The sequence below is a fragment of the Pseudoduganella umbonata genome (assembly GCF_014192225.1).
GTDB lineage: Bacteria > Pseudomonadota > Gammaproteobacteria > Burkholderiales > Burkholderiaceae_D > Rugamonas > Rugamonas umbonata.
Genome location: NZ_JACHXS010000004.1, coordinates 308,273 through 329,207, shown reverse-complemented (window position 1 = coordinate 329,207; position 20,935 = coordinate 308,273). Strand labels below are relative to the sequence as shown.

Here is a 20,935-nt window from a genome sequence, read left to right as displayed (position 1 = left end):
AGCCAGATGAAACGCCATGCATTGCGTCCATTCAAGCGGCGATTGGCGAAGAGCGATGGCGTCAACGTGCCGCCATCGTCCGAGACACGCGATCGCCCCTGACTTTGGCGAACTCGACGTTTTAGTCGTGCGTACGCAGGATCGTTCCATCCGGCAGAAACAAGGTTTTCCATTGAAAGCCGCGCAATGCCGGGCCATTGATGTGCGAGCCATGAGTTTCGGTTTTCGCTGTCATCCAGCTCCTGAGCAATTCCATCAGGAACGCTTCGGGCTTCATGCCTGGCCGGGTATCGCCCAATGGAGTTCCAGTTGCAGGAGATCGGCAACAGTAAGGTACACGGGCCGCTTCGATTCGTATTCCACGATTTCGGTCCTCTCTGAATGGGTATAAAAAATTGGACCGGCACGCGGCGATTAGGTTGTTTTAGACTGTCCTCGATCTGAGAGAGACCGAAATAGACCTGGGCCGGGAAGGTTTAGACGCTATTCATTGCCGGGTTGTCGGAACGAGAGCGAATTAGACGCTTATCGACACGTTTAGATCGGTTTAGACCTGCCGTGAAAAGGTAGCGTGTGCCTGGCACCGGTCAATGAGGTGTGTTCGACGAATGCGAAACGCATATGCCTTTTGCCAACCCGGCACGTGCGCTGGACATGCCCTATAAAAATGCCTGGATGCTCGTGTGTTCACTCAACGACGGTTTCGGCAAGCCGCTCGTTGTGGGCGGCACGGTACTGACATATCGGTAAGCGTCTGCTCAGCACCGTCTTGAGCACCGAGAGTTAAAGCGACATGATGCTTGCCAAACCGCTGGGAAGCGGAGTTCAGCCGTCCACCCTGGCGGCACAGTTCCGGGCAGGAAGTCGTCGACACAGTTCACGGCTTGATCGGCGATATGCGTCAGCACATCGCGCTACCAGGCTTCTGGGTAGATACCGTTCAGCTTGGCCGTTCCGATAAGCCCGTACAATCAAACCTGACTGAACATTCAGCGACTTTAACTCGCTGGGTGCATACTCCGTAGCACACAGCGAAATCCGATATGGGACGTGCTGGTATCGATCGACTGCGGCTGTCGCGCGGCAGGCCGATAGCGCTGGCAATAACTCGGCGAGCACAGATGTGAACCGCCCTTGATCACTTTCCGACCGATACGCCCTCCTGTGCCGCCAGGGACAAGGCTCTCCTGTTCAGACGCGCCGCGCAGGTTACGCGGGATACAATTCGGGCAGGACGCGGTGCTCCTGGACGGGTCAGCGTACCAGTCGGCCGTCCATTCCCATACGTTGCCGATTATGTCGAACAGTCCGTATCCGTTTGCTGGATAGCTGCGTACGGGAGAGGTGCCGGCATAGCCGTCGAGCGCCAGATTCTCGAACGGGAACTCGCCCTGCCAGAAATTGGCCAGGTATTGCCCGTCTGGGAGCAGGGTATCGCCCCAGGCGTAGTCCTTGCCCTCGAGGCCCCCTCGCGCTGCGAATTCCCATTCGGCTTCGGTCGGCAGTTCCTTACCTGCCCAGGCCGCATAGGCCAGTGCATCCGCATAGGCGACGTGCACCACCGGGTGCTCATCCAAGCCATAGATATCGCTGCCTGGACCGGCAGGATGCCGCCAGTCGGCCCCGATCACGTATTGCCATCCCGGAGTCGGCCTGGTGCGATCGCCACCGTCCCGTGCGCCAGGCAGCACGAACGAAAGCGAACCGGATTTCAGCAAGTGGAGTTCGACACCCGGGTATGCGGCGGGATCAAGCGGCAGTTCCGCCACCGTGCGGTAGCCGGTCGCATCGACGAACGCGCTGAAATGCGCATTTGTCACCGGCGTTTCGTCGATCCAGAAGCCGTCCACGGCGACCGGGCGGACCGGCGCTTCTTCGGGATAGAAACGCTCGGCCCCCATCAGGGTCGTGCCGCCCGCAATGAACCGCATGCCGCGGTATGCCGGAACACCAGGCGCCGTCATGCCAGCGTACGCAGCAATGCCACGCCTGCGTCGCCGACGGTCGCGATCCCGGGCTTGTAGAGCCCCTTCAACACTAGCACCGCGTAGATTCCAGCACCGAGGAGGTACTCGTCATTAGTGTTGATGGTGGCGATGCGCATGCGCTCCACGACCGGTGCCGCTGCAGCGCCGACATGGGTTAACGCCTCGATGGCGTGCAGTCTCACTTTCACCACCGGATGGCTTTCATACAGCTCGATCAGCACATTCAGCGCATGGTGGCCGGGGACGAGCTTGACAAGTGCTTCGGCCGCCACCACACAGGTTTGCGGCAGTTCGTCGCCGAGCATGCGTTCGAGATCGGCGATGGCAGGCCTGGCGTTCTCGCCCAGCATCAGCAAACCCTGCGTACCCCAATGGCGTATCAACGAATTGCTGTCGAGGGTAGCTTGGCGCAGCCGCGGCAGCGAGTCCGGTTGGCGCCGGGCTGCAATGCCCCCAGCTCGATCAGCCGTGCAAGCGGATAGACGCCAGGCACCCGGCTCGCCTCGTAGCCTTCCTGTGCCGCGCTCTCCGGGATGAAGCCATTGTCGTTAATGGCGAGCATCTGCTCGTCCAAGGCTGCGCGCATTTCGATGATCTTCGCCTGGCGCGAAGGATCGTCGATCAGGTTGTTGATCTGGTCGCGGTCCGATCGCAGGTCATAGAATTCCTCGAAAGGCTTTTCATTCCAGAAGCGCTCCTGCACTGGATTCAGCCGGCCCGCCAGGTGTTCGGTTTCCCACGACTGGTAGCTGAGCAATTGCGCCGAAAAGGCATTGCGAAGGCCCCAGGGACGGTGCGGCATGTAGTGGCGGATATAGAGCTCATTGCCGTCCGTGACTGCTCGGCTGAAGTCGGTCCGTTCGTCCATCCGGTTGCGCATGCTGAAGACATAGCTGGTTGTGCGCGGGAAATCGGAGCGCGATGCCAGCGCGGAGAGCAGCGGCTCGCCCTGCATGTGAGCAGGCGCCGTCAGGCCGGCCAGGGCCAGCACAGTGGGCGGGAAATCAATGAACCCCACCGGCGTCTCGACTTCCTTGCCCAAGCCTTTCGGAATGACGTTTCTCCATCGCTCAGGGACGCGCACCACCAGGGGGCAACGCACGCCTTCGTCGTAGAGGAAACGCTTCGAGCGGGGCATCACGCCACCGTTGTCAGAGAAGTAGAAGACGATCGTGTTCTCCGAAAGCCCGTCGTCGTCCAGTTGTTTCAGCACCGCGGCGAGTTCCGCATCCATCCGCTCCATGCGGTTGTAGTAGCTGGCCAGGTCCCTGCGAACGCTGGGCGTATCGGGCAGGAAGGCAGGCACCCTGACCTGTTCCGGCTTTACGTTTCCTTCGGTGATTGCGCCGGGAATCAGCGCGCTTTCATGCGTCGTGAACGTGGTGATCACCGAATAGAACGGTTTGCCGACCGGGCGCGAGCGCCAATGCGCAGTGCGCGAGTTCTCGTCCCATATCTTCGTTTCGTCGAAGCTATTGGTGTTGTAGTCCGTCTTCCAGTTATTAGTGCAGTGGTAGCCATGGGCGCGCAGGTACTCCGGCACGCTGCGCATGATGTCCGGCAGCTTCGCCACACCGCGCATGTGGTGTGCCGGGCCACAGCTCTGCGGGAGGACCCCGGTGATCAGGCTGAATCGCGTTGGCGCACACACCGGGGCGGTCGAGAAGACATTTCGATAGAGGATGCCGGTCCTGGCGAGCTGGTCGATTGTCGGCGTGCGGGCTATCGGGTCGCCGTAGGCGCCGATATAGGGGTTCGCGTCGTCGCTGATAAACCAGAGAATGTTGGGGGGGCTGTCCGGAAGGGACATGTTTTCGCCAGAGCCGCATGCGCTCAGGAAGGGGAGACCAGCGAGTGCTCCTGCACCCGCCAGCAGTTTACGCCTTGTTACCATGAGTTCCTATTAGTTGTAGCAGAGCTGCTAAGCACGCTGCAGCGTCCTATCGTTGCCGGCCTGCGCGATTGATAAAGCGGGAAGTCTATCGGGCCTCAACTCAATAGCGAAGTTGGTTTTTCGATAATGCAAATAATCTGTGCGACTATCCAGTTTTCTTAATTACACTTACTTTATTGCGCCTTGCACTTTACGGTGCAAACGGCCGGGGGCGCTGACTAGCCACTTGGTCGTTCGCCGAGGACTTAGCGTCTCTCCTGGCCGGGGCCGTAAGTGGGACCTCGCGGGCGCGAAAAAAAAGGCCCTCCCCGAAGGGATAGGCCAGAAAACAGAGGCTTACGCCACCGCAGGAGACATTAGCTCAACAATTAAAAATTGTAGCGGAATAGCGTAAGCGCCTTCTCAGCACCGTCTTGAGCACCGAGAGTTAAAACGAGATGATGCTTGTCACACCGCTGGGAAGCGGAGTTCAGCCAGCCAGCTTGGCGGCACAGTTCCAGGGCAGGAAGTCGTCTACACGGTTCACAGGATGATCGGCGATATGCGTCAGCACATAGCGCAACCAGGCTTCGGGGTCGATACCGTTCAGCCTGGCCGTTCCGATAACGGCCTTGCCGCATTGTGCTGTGGAGCGCAGGGATGGGTGCGTCGGTGGCCCTGATGAAGTGAAGTCAAACTGCGCGTGCCTGCGGGAGAGGCAATCAACGGGCAGTGCTTCTCGGCGCGCGCACGACGCGGCCCGACACCTGCAGTATCTTCTCTCATGACTCTGCCATAGGTGCCGGCCAACCTCTTTTGTATACAATATGTGTATGCAATTTGCTCGCATGATCGCGCGGAGCGGCTGGCGCCTGCTTGCCGGAACCGCGCCATCCGCTGGCGGCCAGGCATCCCAAACGGGGCAGGGCAGCGCAGCGCGATGATCGGTGGCCATCGCCACTTTCCCGGTATCCCCCATGTGTCCCCCATCCCTGGACAGCCATGCCCGAACCGGCAAGCAGGCATCATCCATTGAACGAGGTGTCCATTGAATTCGAGAGTGAAGCTGGCGATAGCGCCATTGGCGGCGCTGGCCGTCGCGGCAGGTGCGGGAGCGGCCGGTAACAGCACCCACTGGGAATACCAGGGCAAGGCGGGCGCCGAACACTGGGGCGAGCTGGCGCCGGAATTTTCCGCCTGCCGGGAGGGCAAGGCGCAATCGCCCGTCAATATCCGTGCGCACAGGGCGGGCACGTCGGCGCCGATCGGCTTCGGCTACCGCGCCGGCAGCGCCGATATCGTCAACAACGGCCATACGGTGCAGGTCGACCTGGCCGACGGTGGCGGCATCGAGGTGGCCGGCACCAGGTACCGGCTGGTGCAGTTCCACTTCCACACGCCGAGCGAGGAAGCCATCAACGGCCGGCGCTATCCGCTGGTGGCCCACCTGGTGCACAAAAACGACGCCGGCGAACTGGCCGTGGTGGCGGTCCTGTTCAGGAAGGGCCGCGACAATGCGGCGCTGGCACCCGTGTTCGCCGGCATGCCGGCGGCGGCGGGAGAAAAGCGGGCCGCGGGCGTCGAGTTCGATCCCGCTACGCTGCTGCCCGCGCGGCGCAGCTACTACGGCTATACCGGTTCGCTGACGACGCCGCCCTGCAGCGAAGGCGTGCGCTGGCATATCCTGAAGCAGCCGGTGGAAGTCTCGCCCGCACAGCTGGCGGCGTTTCGCAAGCTGTACCGGATGAACGCCCGTCCGGTGCAGCCGCTGAACGGCCGCGAGGTGGTGGTCAACCCCTGAGCGAAGTTCCCGGCAGTGGCGGGCCGGGACAGGAGCGTCAGAACTGCGCCCGCAGCGTTGCCGACGCCGTGCGCGGGTCCGCATAGTGCAGGCCGTTGTAGAAGCCCACGCGGTTGTAATACGTCTTGTCGAACAGGTTGTTCACATTAACGCTGGCCGTGAGATGGTCGTTGATGCGGTAGCTGGCCATCAGGCTGGCCAGCCAGATCGAGCCCTGCGAGATGCGTGACAGCGCCGTGACGGGTGTGCCGCTGGCGTTGAACGCGCCGGTCGGCTGCTGCGCGGTGCTCCACAGGTTGCTCTGCCAGTTCACACCGCCGCCCACCGTGTAGCGCCGCTCCGCGCCGAAGCGGTAGGTGGTGAACACTTTCAGCATGTTGCGCGGAACGATGGTGTTGATCGGGTTGCCGCGCGCATCGCGCGAGCGGGTGTGGCTGTAGCCGGCGGAGAGGTTCCAGTCGCGCGTGACCTGGCCGGAAGCCTCGGCCTCGAAGCCGTCGACCTTGTTGCCCTTGCCGGTGGAACGGTAGGCCTGCACGGCCCCCGGCAGGGAATTCGGCGGCACGCTGTCGTCGATCTCGCCCAGGTTGTCCTTTTCGCTCTTGAACACGGCCGCCGCGAAGTTCACGCGGCGGTCGAACAGTTCGGCCTTGATGCCGGCCTCGATATTGTTGCCGTCCACCGGTTCGAGGAAGTCGTTGTTCCGGTCGCGCAGGTTCTGCGGCTGGAAGATGCTGGTGTACGAGGTGTACACGGTCCAGTCCCGGTTCAGGTCGTACAGCAGGCCCACGTACGGGGTGTTGATGGCGTTCAGCGCATAGCCGGTGGTGCTGGTGACGGCGCCTGCCGCGCTGAAGTTGCGCGTCGTCGTCGCGTAGTCGCCGTGGCGCATGCCGACCACCGCTTTCAGTTCGTCCGTCAGGTTCAGGCGGGTGGCAATGAACGCGGCCTTCTGGTCGACGCTGCCGATGCTGGTCGGAACCGGTTCGATGGTGGCCGGGAATTGCGCGATGTCGCCGGTCCAGGTCTGCCAGTTCGGGATCCTGTCGTAGCCGGCGGGCATTGCGCCGAGCGTAACGCGCCCGGACACCGTCTCGCGATCCGCCTTGCCCCAGCCGAACACCACGTCGTGGCGGCGGCCGAACAAGTCGAACTTGCCGTCCACGTTCACTTCCAGCACGTCCATCGTTTCGTCGACAGGGAACCGGTTATAGGCGGCGACGATGCCGCTGCCGTCGGCGCGCGGGTAGCCGCCGTAGCCGAAGTACAGGCTGCCGTCCTGCACGCGGTCGGCCTTGGTCCAGCCGGCGCGCAGGCGCCAGTCGGCATTGAAGCGGTGTTCCACCGTGGCGAAGGTCTTCCTTTCATCCATGTTCCACGAGCTCCACGGCGTTGCCAGGTTCAGGTCGGACGGCAGGTTGGCCAGCGAGCCGTCGGCGTTCCAGTAGGGCACGGTGCCCCACGTGGAGCCGCGCGGATCGGATTGCTGCCGCTCGTAACCCACCGCCACCGTGGTGGCCGTCCCCAGGTCGGCTTCGAGGATGCCGTACAGCGCGCCGAGGTCCTGTTCATACATGGGCCGGAACGACTCGGCCTTCTGCTTCGCGGTGACGAAGCGGCCGCGCAGCTTGCCGTCGAACGCCAGCGGGCCGCCGATGTCGAGTTCCGCGCGGCGCAGGTCGTAGGTGCCGATGCGCAGCGCGGCACTGGCCTGGAACTCGCGGGTCGGCCGCTTGCGCACCTGGTTGATGGTGGCCGAAGGGTCGCCGGCACCGGTGGTCAGCCCGGTGGCGCCGCGCACGACTTCGATGCGGTCGTACACCACGTTGTCGCCATTCGCCTTCAGCGAGCTGCCGAACAGGTTCAGCATGCCGTCGACCTGGAAGTTGTTGACTGCATAGCCGCGCGCGTTATAGGTGATGCGCTCGGTGTCGTTGTAGTTCACGTAGATGCCGGTGACCTGCTGCATGGTTTCGGCCAGCGTCTGCAGGCCCTGTTCCTCCATGCGCGCGCGCGTGACGACCGACAGCGATTGCGGTATCTCCCGCGGCGTCAGGTCCAGGCGCGTACCGCTGGCGACCGGGCCGGTCGTCGTGTAGGAGCCACTGTGTTCGGTGGTCGCATCCTGGCTGGCGGTGACTTCGATTTCGGCCAGCGTGGCCGGCGGCGCTGGTGTCGTTTGATTGACGGTTTCCTGCGCGGCGGTCTGCGCGTGCGCGTACCAGGCCGGCAGGATGCCGAGGATGGCCGCGGCGGCGGCGCGCAGGGTCAGATGGGCGAGGGGACGGGCGTGGGCTGAAGGGTGGCTCATGTCGATATGGTTATTGGCGTGGACAGTACATTTTTGCAAGCGTCAACTGAAAATGATAACACGAATGATTATCATTTATGAGTCGGTCGCTTCTCGTACGTTATCCCTTGCTATGCCATTTTTTTGATGTCAATATTGCATTGTTTTGTGCCGGCACAAGCGCCGGTGCGCCTTCGTTGCTCTCGATGCCTTCGTGCCCGCACTGGCCGGCAGCCAGCAGGAGAAACAATCATGGCGAACCGTGTTTACCTGACCGGCCTGAACGAAGACTTCTTCGAAGATGACGATGTGTCGATGCACGCGCTGGTGGAACGCAACTACGCGATCCCGCTGCTGTGGTTCGGCCTGTTCGAAGCGGACGACCTGAAGCTGTACAGCGACGTGCCGATCCTGCTGACGTCGCGCGACAGGGCACTGGCCAACCTGCGGCGCCGCGCGCCCGGCCTGAAGGCCTTCCTAGGCGACCTGGCGGCGCCGGTGGTGGATCACTGGATCACGTTCATCGAGCAGAACGCGTATGCCAACTATCTGCTGAACACGCTGGAACTGGCGCAGATGGAGGAAGAGGAGGGCGAATTCCAGCGCGACCTGGAACAGTACCAGGCCGAGTTCGAGTCCATCGTCGCCGGCACGTTCGCCAGCCGCGAACTGAGCGTGATCCTGCAGGAAACCGACCAGCTGGCGCAGTTCCCGTACGCGGGCGGGCCGCTGCACCTGTGCGGCTACAGCTTCGATCTCGAACTGCCGTGGGAACGCAAGGCGGCGTAGGCACGTTTCGTGCTGGATAGCGATATGGGATGGTGCATTCCGCCATCGCCATTCGCTCCCCCAACACTGAAAGGACTGCCATGCAACGTACCGACGTCACCGAAATGATCATGACCGCCAAGATCCGCAAGGACATCAAATGGTGCGACGTGGCGGCCCAGGTCGGGCTGTCGAAGGAATGGGTGACGGCCGGCTGCCTGGGCCAGATGACGTTCGATGCGCGCCAGGCGGCGATCGTCGGCGAGGTGTTCGGCCTGCCGGAAGAGGCGGTACTGCTGCTGCAGCAGGTGCCGTACCGCGGTTCGCTGCCGACGGCGGTGCCGACCGACCCGCTGATCTACCGTTTCTATGAGCTGGTCAGTGTCTACGGCACCACGTTCAAGGCACTGATCCACGAGGAATTCGGCGACGGCATCATGTCGGCGATCGACTTCCGCATGGACATGCAGCGCGAGCCGGATCCGGCCGGCGACCGCGTCAGCATTACGATGTCCGGCAAGTTCCTGCCCTACAAGACCTACTGACAGCTTACCGGTCAATCTACTGGCCGCTCTGCCGGCCGATCTGCCGGCCTTGCCGGGCCGGGCGCGCACCAGCGCGGTGCGCCTGCCCGTTCGTGGCGCAGGCCGTTCGTGGCGCAGACCGTTCAGCCGGCGCCGCGTCCGTCCAGTTCTTCGATCCGGTGCTCGGCAGCTACCGGCCGGCCGAACAGGTAGCCCTGGAAATGCGAACAGCCTTCCACCTGCAGCTGCCGGAACTGTTCCTCGGTCTCCACGCCTTCGGCGGTGATTTCGATCAGCAGGCTGCTGGACAGACCGGTGATCGCACGGATGATCGCCATCGCCTCGCGGCTTTCGCCCATGTCGCGCACGAACGACTTGTCGATCTTGATCTTGTCGAACGGGAAGGAGCGCAGGTAGCTCAGCGAAGAATAGCCGGTGCCGAAATCGTCCAATGAGATGCGCACGCCCAGGTCCTTCAGCGCCTGCAGCGTGCGGATATTGCCCTCGGTGTTGGCGAGCAGGACGGATTCGGTGATTTCCAGTTCGAGGCGGTGCGCCGGCAGGCCCGCATCCTCGAGCGCCAGCGCGACCGTCTTTACCAGTTCGCTGTTCTTGAACTGCACCGGCGACAGGTTCACCGCCACGGTGGCGCCGTTGGCCCATGTCGCGGCTTCCTGGCAGGCCAGGTTCAGCGCCCGCGCGCCCAGTTCGTGGATCAGGCCGGTCTCCTCGGCGATCGGAATGAAGTCCATCGGCGGGATCGCGCCCCTGACGGGATGCTGCCAGCGGATCAGCGCCTCGTAGCCGGAAATGCGGCAACCTTCCTTTTCGATGATCGGCTGGTAGTGCATCTGCAGTTCGCCGCGGTGCAGCGCGCGGCGCAAGTCGATTTCCACCTGCCGGCGCACGCGCGACGCCGCTTCGAGTTCGGGGCGGAACAGTTCGTAGCGGTTGCGGCCATTGTGCTTGGCTTCGTACAGCGCCATGTCGCCGAAGCGCAGCAACTGCTCGGCGCTGCTGCCCTCGTGCGACGAGATCGCGATGCCGATCGACAGGCCGACCGTGAAACTGTGGCCGTCGATCGCGAAGGGCGGCGCGACCGCATCGATCAGCCGCCGCGCCGCGTGCTGCGCCTCGTCGACGCGGCCGATACGCGGCAGCACCACGGCGAATTCGTCGCCGCCCAGGCGCGCCAGCGTATCGTGCTCGCGCACGCATTTCTTCAGCCGCGCGGCCAGCATCAGCAGGATCTTGTCGCCGAAGCCGTGGCCGAACGCATCGTTGATGTTCTTGAAGTTGTCCAGGTCCAGGCACAGGATCGCGGCGTGGCTGCCGTCCGCCGCGCTGTCGGCGATGGCCGCTTCCAGGCGCTGCTGGAAGAACGTGCGGTTCGGCAGGTTGGTCAGGCCGCCGTGCTGCGCCATGTGGTGGATCTGCGCGTAGGCCGCCAGCTCGTCGGTCACGTCCTCGGTGATGACCAGCAGGTAGTCGCCGGCGCCATCGGGCTTGCTGCCCACCACGGTGCGGCTGCGCAGCGTGCGCGGGCCGAGCGGCGTCTGTACCAGGCTGTCGTCCGGCGGCGCTTCGCCGCTCGCCGAAGCCGCCGCCAGGCCTTCGAGATAGGCCGCCACCTCGGCACCGAGGCAGCCGCGCACGGTCTGGCCCTGCATGGCCGCCCCGCCGGAAAACAGGCGGCGCGCCTGGGCGTTGGCCAGCAGGATTTCGCCGGGACCCCCCTCCAGCTCCCCGTTCACGTCCAGCGCCAGCACGCTGCCGGGTATGTTCGTGATCACCGAGTCGAGGAAATGCGACAGGGACGCCATCTGCTGGCTGTACTGCTCGGCCAGTTCCTTGGCCTCGACCAGCTTCAGTTCCTGCTGGTGGCGCTCGGTGATGTCGCGTGTGATCTTGGCAAAGCCGACCAGCTTGCCGTCGTCGTCGTGGATGGCGTCGATCACCACGTTGGTCCAGAACCGCGTGCCATCCTTGCGCAGGCGCCAGCCCTCGGCCTCGAAGCGCGACTCGGCGCGGGCGGTTTCCAGCGCCTGCCGCGGCAGTCCCGCCGCGCGGTCCGCTTCGCTGTAGAACACCGAGAAGTGGCGTCCCACGATCTCTTGCGCGTTGTAGCCCTTGGCACGCTCGGCCCCGGCGTTCCAGTTGACGACATTGCCGTCGGTGTCGAGCAGGTAGATCGCGTAGTCGACCACGCTCTGCACCAGCAGGCGATAGATCAGATCGGAAGAGGAGGCAGTCATCGCTTGCTTGCACTTGAGTGATATCGGAGAGGCGGCTCGGTTCCAGGACAGGGGCTCGCGGGGCCCGTGCCTGTCCAGCGCAGGAAAAACTATACCTTAGTTAATGCCGGCAGGAAACAGCGGTTTGTCCTCGACAGTTGTTTTGTTGCTTGCCGGACTGTCACTGAGAATGATAATGCATTATCATTTGCGAAAAGACCCGTTCCCGGCAGTCCCGTATCAGTCAGTCCATTGTCGGCAATCCCTTTTCCCATTCGAGAGGAAGATCGTTTGAACATCGCAACTACCCACGCCGTGGCGGCAACGGAACGCGGCCACGTGCTCGAGGCCACGGCGGTCGTCGCCGGTTATGGCGGCAAGACCATCCTGCGCCAGCTCGACCTGCACATCCGCGCCGGCGAGATCTATGCGCTGCTGGGCGCCAACGGTGCCGGCAAGACCACCACACTGAGCCTGTTCCTGGGCTTCGTCACGCCGGGCGCCGGGCAGGTGCGCGTGCACGGCATCGATCCCGTCGCGCAGCCTGACGACGCGCGGCGCCATCTTGCCTACATCCCCGAGAACGTGGCGCTGTACGAACACCTGAGCGCCCGCGAAAACGTCGCCTACCTGCTCGACCTGGCGGGGCAGGGCGGCGATCCGGGCGCCATCGACGCGGCGCTCTCTGCCGCCGGCCTGGCCGCGGCGGCGTTCGACCGCCGCGTATCGGGCTTTTCCAAGGGCATGCGGCAGAAGGTGGCGATCGCACTGGCGCTGGCGCGGCGTGTGCCGGCGCTGCTGCTGGACGAGCCCACGTCCGGCCTGGACCCGCAGGCCACGGCCGAATTCAACCGCCTGCTCGGCGTGCTGCGCGAACAGGGCGTGGCCGTGCTGATGGTGACGCACGACCTGCTCAGCGCCGCCGACGTGGCCGACCGCATCGGCTTCCTCGATGGCGGCCGCCTGCTCGAGGAGGTGGCCGCCAACGGCGCCGACCGCTTCGACGTGCGCGCCCTGCACCGCCGCTACGGCGGCCACGCGGCATGAGCGCCGCTCGCGGTAGCAACGTCGTCGCGCGCATCGCACGCGAGGAATGGCGGGCCCTGTTCCGCGACCGGGCCGCGGTGGCCGGCATCGCACTGCTGACGATGCTGATGCTGGTGGCGGCCCTCACCGCGCACGAGCACCGGCGCGCGGCCGATGCCGAGCGTGCCCGCTACCAGGCGCAGGCGAACCATGAATTCGAGGCGCAGCCGGACCGGCACCCGCACCGCATGGTGCATTACGGGCACTTCCTGTTCCGGCCGCTGAACCCGCTCGCCGCCTTCGATCCCGGCATCGACGGCTTCACCGGCAATACGCTGTTCCTCGAAGGGCACCGGCAAAACAGCGCCAACTTCGGCGACGTGCGGCAAACCTCGCTGCTGCTGCGCTTCGGCCAGCTGACGCCGGCGTTCGTGCTGCAGGTGCTGGCGCCGCTGCTGCTGGTGTTCTTCGGCCATGCGGCGGTGGCGCGCGAACGCGAATCGGGCACGCTGCGCGTGCTGCTCGCGCAGGGTGTGCGCAGCCGGCAGGTCGTGGTGGGCAAGCTGCTGGCACTGGCTGGATTCGCCGGGCTGGCGCTGCTGCCGGCACTGGCGGCGCTGGCCTGGTTCGCGCTGGATGGCCATGCGCCCTGGCCGCTGGCCATGGCGCTGGCCGCCGGCTACACGGGCTGGCTGCTGCTTTGGGTACTGGCGGTGGTGCTGGTCTCGCTGTGCGTGGCGCGCGGCCGCGATGCGCTGCTGGTGCTGCTGACGGCGTGGGCGGTGATCGTCATCCTGCTGCCGCGCTGGGTGCCGGACATGGCCAACACCGCGGTGGCGCTGCCGACGCGCTTCGAGGATGCGATCCACGTGCAGCGCGAGTACCTGGCGCAGGGCGATTCGCACGATCCGGACGATCCGAAATTCGCCGCCTTCCGCGACAATCTGCTGAAGCAGTACGGCGTGGCACGCGTCGAAGACCTGCCGGTCAACTTCAAGGGGCTGGTCGGCATGGAAGGCGAGCGCAAGTCCAGCGAACTGTTCAACCGCTATGCCGCCGCCGCGTTCGACCGGCAGGAACGGCAGGCCGCGCTCATCGATGCCTTCGGCTGGGCCAGCCCGGCGCTGGCGCTGCGCCGCCTGTCGATGGCGGCGGCCGGCACCGACCTGGCCAGCTACCGCAGCTTCCTGGAGCAGGGCGAGCGCTATCGCTACGCGCTGATCCAGGGCCTTAACCGCCTGCAGGCGGAGCGCGTGGCCTACGCCGACGATATCGACCGGAGCAAGGATACCCGGGTGTCGCGCGAACACTGGCAGGCGTTCCCCGAATTCGCCTTCGAACCGCCGCCGCTGGGCGATACGCTGCGGCGCATGGCACCCGCCGGCGCCATGCTCGTCCTGTGGCTGGCGGTGCTGGGAGCTGCGGCCTGGGTACTGGCCGGCCGGCTGGGGAGGGCGGTGCGATGAACCGGCTCACGTTCGAATTGCGCCTGGTGCTGCGTTCACGGCTGTCCGCCGCTGCGTTGCTGCTGCTGTTGCTGCTGTCCGTGCTGGCCGTCTGGTCCGGCATGCGGGAAGTGCAGCGCCAGCGGCAGACCATCGAGCGCCTGGCGCCCCTGCACGAGCGGGACGTGGCCGCGCTGGCGGCCCGCTACCCGGACAGCAAGGACGCCGGCAACCCGGCCTACTACACGTTCTACAACACGTGGGATCCGCCGTCCGGCGCGGCCTTCCTGGCGCTGGGCCTGCGCGACGTGGCGCCGTACGTGCTGCGCATCCGCGCGCTGGGGTTGCAGGCCCAGCTCTACGAAGGGGAAACGTTCAACCCGGAAGTGGCGCTGCCGGGCCGCTTCGACTACGCGTTCGTGCTGATCTACCTGGCGCCGCTGTTCACGATCGCGCTGCTGCACGACCTGGTCTCGGCGGAAAGGCAGTCGGGGCGCCTGCGGCTGCTGCTGGCGATGCCCGACGCGGGGCGGCTGTGGCGGCGCCGCGTCGGGCTGCGCTACGCGCTGCTGTTCGCCTGCCTGGCCGTGCCGGCATGCGTGGGCGCGGCGCTGTCGGCCAGCGGGATCGCGGCCACGATCGTTGTGCTGGCGGTGACGGCGGCCTGCCTGGCTTTCTGGACCGGCCTTTCCCTGCTGGTCGCCACGCGCCAATGGCGTTCCGTCACCAACGCCACGGTGCTGATGGGAGCCTGGGCCATGCTGACGCTCGTGCTGCCGGCGCTGGCCAACGTGGCGCTGATCCGGGCGATCCCCGTGAACCAGGGCGTGGACCTGATGCTGGCCCAGCGGCAGGCCGTGCACGGCGCGTGGGAAATCCCGCGCGCCGAAACGATGCGCAGGTTCGTTGCCGGCCACCCGGAGTGGAAGCACCAGGCGGACGTGCCGGGCCGCTTCCACTGGAAATGGTATTTCGCCTTCCATCAGGTGGGCGACGAGAGCGTGGCCGGCGCAGCGCGCGCATACCGCGACGGGCTGGTGGCCCGGCAGGCGTGGACGGGGCGGCTCGGCTGGCTGCTGCCGGGCGTGGGGGCGCAGGCCGTGCTGCACCGGCTGGCCGGCACCGACCTTCCGGCGCAGCTGGCGTACCAGGACGCCATCGTGGCGTTCCACCGCGAGATCCGCCATTTCTACTATTCGTACCTGTTCAACGACCGGCCGTTCGGCTCCGCCGATTTCGCCAGGCGGCCGGCCTTCGTGCCGCACGCGGCGGCCGGGATGCCCGGCGGGACCGAGCTGTTCGCGCTGTTCCTGCTGGCCGGCGCGGTGTTCGCGGCGGGGGTGTGGCGGCTTGGCCGCTTGCGGATGCATGGGGGAGAGTGAACGCAAGCGGTGACAAACCGGCATTTTCACCTGTAGAATCCGGCGCTTGACGTGAACGGTGCCCTCCCGCCTGCCGGCTGGAGGGTGAAACGGGAAGCCGGTGACGCGCGGGATCGCCATCCCCCGCCAGTCCGGCGCAGCCCCCGCTGCTGTATGCCTGACGAACCGGTTCCATCGCCACTGTGCACGCACGGGAAGGCACGAACCGGCCAGAATGACGGCGAGCCAGAAGACCGGCCGTTCGCAATGGATGTGCCGGGCCCGGGGTGTGGTCCCGCCAGTTGCGTATACATGGCTGGCCCGCACGCGGGCAGGGCCGGACCGGTCGGATCAACTTGAATCTCTCTCCCTTCCTGCGCGCGCTGCTTGCGCTGCTGTGCATCCTGGCCTGCGCCCGCGGCCAGGCCGCCACGCTGTTCGCCATCGTCACCGAACGCGCCGCGCCGGTGGCGATCGAGGCGGCGCACCGCCACCTTGCCCTGCACCCGAAGGACCGCATCGAACTGCGCACGCCGGCGCAATGGATGGCGCTCTCCGACCGCGAGGCGGCGCGCCTGGTCGGCGGGGCCGACACCATCCTGGCCGTTTCGCTGTTCGGCGATCCGGCCCACCGCCTGAAGACCGCGCTGGCGCGCCACGCGAAGCTGCGCACGGCGGTCCTGGCATTCAACGGCGAGGCGGGACTCAGCCTGATGAGCCGCGACGGGCATGGCGCGATGAGCGATTTCCCGCCCGACACGCTGCGCGACCTGTCGACGGAAAATCCGCCGGCCGCGGCGCTGCGGGCGGCACAGGCCCATCCCGCGGCGCCGCACTGGCTGGCCGCGCGCCGCCTGTGGCAGGCCGGCGGCGTCGACAACACCGCGGCGCTGCTGGCCCACCGGCTGCACCCGGCCACGCCGCTGGCCGGCCCGCAGCCGGAACCGACGCTGCGCGTGCGCGCTGGCCGGCGCGAACTGGTCGACGGCGCCGCCTGGGGCAACGCTGCCCGGCTGGGATTGACGGCGCGGCCGGCCGTGGTGGTGCTGGACCTGTCGAACATGGACGCGGCCGTGCCGGCTGCCGTGTGCGCGCGCATCGAAGCGGGCGGCCAGCCGTGCGTGCAGGTGCTCACGCGCTGGGGCGGCGCGTCGCGCGAAGCGCTGGAACGGCTGCCGGAACTGGTGGCGCCGGCACGGCCGGCGGCGCTGGTGGTGCTGCAGGATTTCGTGGTCGGCGCGGCCGAAGGACGCGAAGCGGTCGCTGCGGCGCTCAAGCGCCTCGATGTTCCCGTGTTCAAGGCCATCCGGCTGTCCGACCGCACCGCGCTGCAATGGCGGCTGTCGCCCGACGGCCTGCCGCCCGATTCCGTGCAATACCGCGTGGCGCTGCCCGAACTGCAGGGCATCGGCCAGCCGATCGTGGTGGCGGCGCTGGGCCAGGCGCAGCGCGACAGGGCGACCGGCATCGAGAACCGGCCACCCGTCGTGCTGGACGCCGAGGCCGGGCGGCTGGCGGCCCGCGTCACCCGCTGGCTGGCGCTGCGCGAAAAACCGAACCGCGACAAGCGCGTGGCGCTGATCTATTACAACCACCCGCCGGGCCGCCAGAACATCGGCGCCGACAATCTCGACGTTCCGGCCTCGCTGTTCGACATGCTGCATGCGCTGAAAGACGCCGGCTACACGGTGGGGGAGCTGCCGGCGTCGCCCGAGGCGCTGCTGGACCGGATCATGGCGCATGGCGTCAACCTTCCCGAAGACCGCGCCGCCCTGCGCGAAATGGCCGCCGCCGTCAACACGATCGGCGCGGCGGACTATGCGAAGTGGTTCGGCACGCTGTCGCCGCGCGTGCAGCGGGAGATGGCCAGCGGGCTGCTGGGCCGCCTGCATGCCGACGTGCTGGAAGCGGAAAAGGCCGGCGAATGGCTGCTCGGCCGCAAGCAGGTGGACGTGATCGTCAAGGAATTGCAGCACCTGGTCGAAGGCGCCGACCATCCGCAGCGCGCGGCGGCGATGCGCGGCCTGGAAGCGCTGGGCAACGGCTACCGCGCCTGCCTGGAGGTGCGCGCGCCACACCGCTGCGGCACGCTGGAACCGCTGAACCGCACGGTGGCCGGCTACGGCATCGAAGGCTTGAAAGGGTGGGGCGCCGCGCCCGGCAGGATCATGGTCGACCAGGGCAGGATGCTGGTGCCGGGGCTCGTGTTCGGCAATGTGTTCATCGGCCCGCAGCCGCCGCGCGGCTGGGAAGTGGACGAGGAACTGCTGCACGCGAATACCAGCATCACGCCGCCGCACCAGTACCTGGGTTTCTACCACTGGGTGCGCGACCGGTTCCGGGCCGATGCGCTGGTGCACGTGGGGCGCCATTCCACGTACGAATTCCTGCCGGGTAAGGCGGTCGGGCTGGCCGGCGACGACTACCCGAGCCTGATCGCCGGCGACCTGCCGGGCATCTATCCGTACATCGTCGACGGTGTCGGCGAAGGCACGCAGGCCAAGCGGCGCGGCCTGGCCGTGATCGTCGACCACCTGACGCCGCCGCTGGCCAGCACGCCGCTGTACGACGACCTGCTCGCGCTGCGCCAGGTGGTGGAAAGCTACGAGGCGGCCAGCTCGGAATCGCTGAAGACGCAGGCGGCGGCCCTGATGCGCGAACGCGTGGCGGCGCTGAACCTGAAGGCGGAACTGGAAGCGTCGATGGCGGACGTGCTGGAAGTGCGCGGCATCGGCTACGACGCGGCCGACGACGACCTGCTGGCGCACGAGATCGGCCACTACCTGACCAAGCTGCAGGAAAAATTCATGCCGCACGGGCTGCACGTCTTCGGCCGGCAGTGGAAGCAGGAATCGGTCGACCTGATGCTGGCGTCGATGAAGAAGGGCGGCGTCGAGGGGCCGGAGGTGGCGGCGAAACTGGCCGATTCGCCACGCCTGGAAATGCTGGCGCTGCTGGCCGGGCTGGATGGCCGCTACATCGAACCGGGCAAGGGCAACGATCCGCTGCGCTCTCCGGAGGCACTGCCGACGGGGCGCAATTTCCACGCGGTCGATGGCGACATCCTGCCGACGAAGCTGGGCTACCGCCTGGGCGCGGACCTGGCGGGCAAGGCGGTCGCCCGAAGTTCCGACGCAACCGGCAGCGAAGGCATCATCCTGTGGGCGTCGGATGCGGTGCGCGACGAGGGCGTGATGGTGGCGTTCGCGCTGGCGATGATGGGCGCCGAGCCGGTGTGGAACGCGCGCGGCATCGTCACCGGCGTGCAACTGAAGCCGGGGGCGCCGCGGCGCGATGCGCTGGTGACGACGTCCGGCCTGTTCCGCGACCTGTACCCGAACCTGATCCGGCTGATCGACCGCGCCGGCCGGCTGGCGCTGGCGGCATCGGCCAATACGCTGGCGGCGCAGGATCCTTCGCTGCGCGAAGCACTGGAAGCCGCGCTGGCGCCGCTGGACGGCGCTGCCTGGGGCGACGAACCGGTGGCCGGCAACCGTGTCGCCGGCGAATGGCTGACCCGCCAGCGCGCGCTGGTGCGTGCCGGCCAGCCGGTGGCCGAGGCCGGGCGGGGCGCCGCGCAGCGCGTGTTCGGCGATGCACCGGGCGCCTACGGCACGGGCGTCAACCGGCTGACCGAGCGTTCCGGCGCGTGGCGCGAGCGCGACGAGATCGGCGACGCCTACCGCAACCGGATGGGCCATGCATACGGGCTCGACGGCAGCGGCGAAGCGCAGCACGCGGCATTCAACGCGGCGCTGGACGGCATCGCGCGCACCTACCATGGCCGCGCCAGCAACCTGTACGGCCTGCTCGACAACAACGATGCGTTCGATTACCTGGGCGGGCTGTCGCTGGCGGTCGAGGGCCGTACCGGCCGCGTGCCGGAGGCGCTGATCCTGCAGCACGCGCAGCCGGGCCGCGCCGACGTCGAGCCGCTGGCGGCGGCGCTGCTGGGCGAGCTGCGCGGCCGCTTCCTGAATCCGGCGTGGCTGAAGCCGCTCATGGAGCACGGCTATGCCGGCGCGCGCACGATGGGCCAGGAATTCGTCGAAAACCTGTGGGGCTGGCAGGTCACGCGGCCCGACCTGGTGAAGAACTGGGCGTGGGACGAAGTGAAATCCGTCTACTTCGACGACAAGCACGGGCTGGACCTGCCGCGGTTCCTCGGCCAGCGCCACAACGCGCACGTGAAGGCGCACATGCTGGCGATCTTCATGGTCGCCGCGGAGAAGGGATTCTGGAAGACCGATCCGGCCACCATCCGGCAGATGGGCGGCGAGCTGGCGCGGCTGGTGGCGGCCAACGGCCTGCCCGGCAGCGGCCACGCCGCGCCCGATCACCCGATGTGGAACTGGCTGGCGCCGCAGCTGGACAGCGCCGACGCGCAGGCGCTCGGCATCACGCTGGCCAAGGCGCGCGGCGACCTGCTGCCCGCCGGCAGCGATGCCAGCGCTGCCAGCGAAGCCAACAATGCCAACAACGCCAACAATGCCAACGATGTCAACAGCCGAGCCCGTGTTGTGCGAGCAGTGCTCGCACTGCCTGGCACCGGGACACGGGCTCATCAGCAAGCGCAGGCGCAGGTAAAGCCGGGCGACGAAATCGTGGTCCCTGACGTGCCTGCGCCGCGCGCGTATGAATTGCACCGGGAAGCTGACGTGGCGGAGGCGCCCGGCATCACCGTCGTCCGCCTGCTGGCCATGCTGGCGGCGGGCCTTGTCCTGTTCGGGGCGGGCCTGTGGCGCGGCCGCGCCGTACCCCAACCTTCGGGCGGCCGCCCCGTACCTCAACCTTCAAGGAGCTTCACATGATCGATCCCCATTCCTTCGGCTGGCTGCACGATGCGGTCAGCTGGCTGCTGGTGCCGTCGCTGGCGGCGCTGCTGGCTGCCTGCGCCATCGCGCTGGTGGAAGCCGGCATCGCGGTCGGCGAACGCTTCCACGGGCTGCGCCGCCTGCGCGACGGCGGCAATGTCGCCCAGGTGCAGGCGATCGCCCGCCACCGGCTGGAGCGCGCCGACCTGCTGGCGCGGATCCCGCCGATGCTGGGGCTGATGGCGACGATCATTCCGCTGGGCCCGGGCCTGGCCGCGCTGGGTGCCGGCGATCCGGCGCAGCTGGCCAGTGCCGTCACCGTGGCGTTCGATGCCACGGTGCTCGGGCTGGTGGCCGGCATCGGCGGCCTGGTGATCGGCAAGCTGCGCCGCCGCTGGTATGAAGAGACGCTGGAAGCCATGGAAGACGCGATGGAAAACGCGGCATGAGCACGAGATCCACGAATTCCACGAATGCCACGAAACCCGCACGCCGGCGGCTGCGCCTCTATTCGCACCTCGATGCGCGTTTCGACGGCGGCGACGAAGATCCGCGCGCCAGCCTGGTGAACCTGGTCGACGTGATGCTGGTCTTCGCCTGCGGCCTGATCGCCGCGGTCGCCGGCAGCCAGGGCGCGTTCAAGGCGCCGCAACCGGTGGAGAAGGGCCGGCAGATCGAACGTCCCGCCGCCGGCATCACGCAGGCCGGCAGCGGCTACGACCGGGTCGGCGAAGTGTATCGCGATCCGAAGACGGGCAAGCTGGTACTGGTCGAGCCGGGGCCGCAGGCGACGAAGTAACGACTCTTGCGC

The 20,935-nt window shown here is 66.7% G+C and carries 15 protein-coding genes, 1 pseudogene and 1 riboswitch; of the genes and pseudogenes, 9 read left to right on the top strand and 7 right to left on the bottom strand.

Annotated features, from left to right (window positions below):
* Window positions 1-121 precede the first annotated feature (121 nt).
* From FHS02_RS13320 to FHS02_RS13300, 5 genes and pseudogenes are all read right to left on the bottom strand, one after another.
* Entirely contained in the window at window positions 122-298 is a 177-nt protein-coding gene (locus tag FHS02_RS13320; protein WP_221403847.1) for a hypothetical protein, read from the bottom strand.
* 700 nt (window positions 299-998) lie between these two features.
* Window positions 999-1,931: a formylglycine-generating enzyme family protein gene (locus tag FHS02_RS13315; protein WP_137317088.1), complete on the bottom strand. Its 933-nt coding sequence runs from the start codon at window positions 1,929-1,931 to the stop codon at window positions 999-1,001.
* 29 nt (window positions 1,932-1,960) lie between these two features.
* The gene (locus tag FHS02_RS13310) at window positions 1,961-2,338 is read right to left on the bottom strand and encodes a hypothetical protein (RefSeq protein WP_137317089.1); all 378 of its coding nucleotides are present in this window, start codon (window positions 2,336-2,338) and stop codon (window positions 1,961-1,963) included.
* Window positions 2,339-2,367: 29 nt separating this feature from the next.
* Window positions 2,368-3,798, bottom strand: coding sequence for a sulfatase family protein (locus FHS02_RS13305; protein ID WP_175424959.1), 1,431 nt, complete (start codon window positions 3,796-3,798; stop codon window positions 2,368-2,370).
* A 553-nt stretch (window positions 3,799-4,351) separates the two neighbouring features.
* Window positions 4,352-4,477, bottom strand: a pseudogene (locus FHS02_RS13300) (transposase domain-containing protein); the annotation flags it as partial.
* A 444-nt stretch (window positions 4,478-4,921) separates the two neighbouring features.
* Here FHS02_RS13300 and FHS02_RS13295 point away from each other — a divergent pair.
* On the top strand, window positions 4,922-5,662 hold the full coding sequence (locus FHS02_RS13295; protein WP_137317091.1) for a carbonic anhydrase: 741 nt from the start codon (window positions 4,922-4,924) through the stop codon (window positions 5,660-5,662).
* 37 nt (window positions 5,663-5,699) lie between these two features.
* Here FHS02_RS13295 and FHS02_RS13290 read toward each other — a convergent pair whose 3' ends face one another.
* Window positions 5,700-7,973, bottom strand: a complete 2,274-nt coding sequence (locus FHS02_RS13290; protein ID WP_137317092.1) for a TonB-dependent siderophore receptor — start codon at window positions 7,971-7,973, stop codon at window positions 5,700-5,702.
* A gap of 231 nt (window positions 7,974-8,204) precedes the next feature.
* On the opposite strand from FHS02_RS13290, the gene FHS02_RS13285 reads away from it, so the two are divergent.
* Entirely contained in the window at window positions 8,205-8,741 is a 537-nt protein-coding gene (locus FHS02_RS13285) for a hypothetical protein (protein ID WP_137317093.1), read from the top strand.
* Between the two features lie 80 nt (window positions 8,742-8,821).
* A complete protein-coding gene (gene cynS, locus FHS02_RS13280; protein ID WP_131146671.1) occupies window positions 8,822-9,265 on the top strand; it encodes a cyanase in 444 nt (147 codons plus the stop codon).
* A gap of 122 nt (window positions 9,266-9,387) precedes the next feature.
* Here cynS and FHS02_RS13275 read toward each other — a convergent pair whose 3' ends face one another.
* Window positions 9,388-11,499, bottom strand: a complete 2,112-nt coding sequence (locus FHS02_RS13275) for a sensor domain-containing protein (protein WP_137317094.1) — start codon at window positions 11,497-11,499, stop codon at window positions 9,388-9,390.
* Window positions 11,500-11,817: 318 nt separating this feature from the next.
* On the opposite strand from FHS02_RS13275, the gene FHS02_RS13270 reads away from it, so the two are divergent.
* The 6 genes from FHS02_RS13270 (at window position 11,818) to FHS02_RS13245 (ending at window position 20,923) form a co-directional block, all read left to right on the top strand.
* A complete protein-coding gene (locus FHS02_RS13270; protein WP_371861492.1) occupies window positions 11,818-12,525 on the top strand; it encodes an ABC transporter ATP-binding protein in 708 nt (235 codons plus the stop codon).
* Window positions 12,522-13,970 carry an ABC transporter permease gene (locus FHS02_RS13265; protein WP_137317095.1) on the top strand — a complete coding sequence of 483 codons (1,449 nt, stop codon included), beginning with the start codon at window positions 12,522-12,524 and terminating at the stop codon, window positions 13,968-13,970. Before FHS02_RS13270 ends, FHS02_RS13265 begins: the two co-directional genes overlap by 4 nt.
* Window positions 13,967-15,331: a DUF3526 domain-containing protein gene (locus tag FHS02_RS13260; RefSeq protein WP_137317096.1), complete on the top strand. Its 1,365-nt coding sequence runs from the start codon at window positions 13,967-13,969 to the stop codon at window positions 15,329-15,331. The genes FHS02_RS13265 and FHS02_RS13260 overlap by 4 nt, the downstream gene beginning before the upstream one ends.
* A 39-nt stretch (window positions 15,332-15,370) precedes the next feature.
* A riboswitch (cobalamin riboswitch) is annotated at window positions 15,371-15,587 on the top strand.
* A gap of 79 nt (window positions 15,588-15,666) precedes the next feature.
* Window positions 15,667-20,121 carry a cobaltochelatase subunit CobN gene (locus tag FHS02_RS13255; RefSeq protein WP_137317097.1) on the top strand — a complete coding sequence of 1,485 codons (4,455 nt, stop codon included), beginning with the start codon at window positions 15,667-15,669 and terminating at the stop codon, window positions 20,119-20,121.
* A complete protein-coding gene (locus tag FHS02_RS13250; protein WP_137317098.1) occupies window positions 20,118-20,573 on the top strand; it encodes a MotA/TolQ/ExbB proton channel family protein in 456 nt (151 codons plus the stop codon). The genes FHS02_RS13255 and FHS02_RS13250 overlap by 4 nt, the downstream gene beginning before the upstream one ends.
* Window positions 20,570-20,923: a DUF2149 domain-containing protein gene (locus FHS02_RS13245; protein WP_217496874.1), complete on the top strand. Its 354-nt coding sequence runs from the start codon at window positions 20,570-20,572 to the stop codon at window positions 20,921-20,923. The genes FHS02_RS13250 and FHS02_RS13245 overlap by 4 nt, the downstream gene beginning before the upstream one ends.
* Window positions 20,924-20,935: the final 12 nt, after the last annotated feature.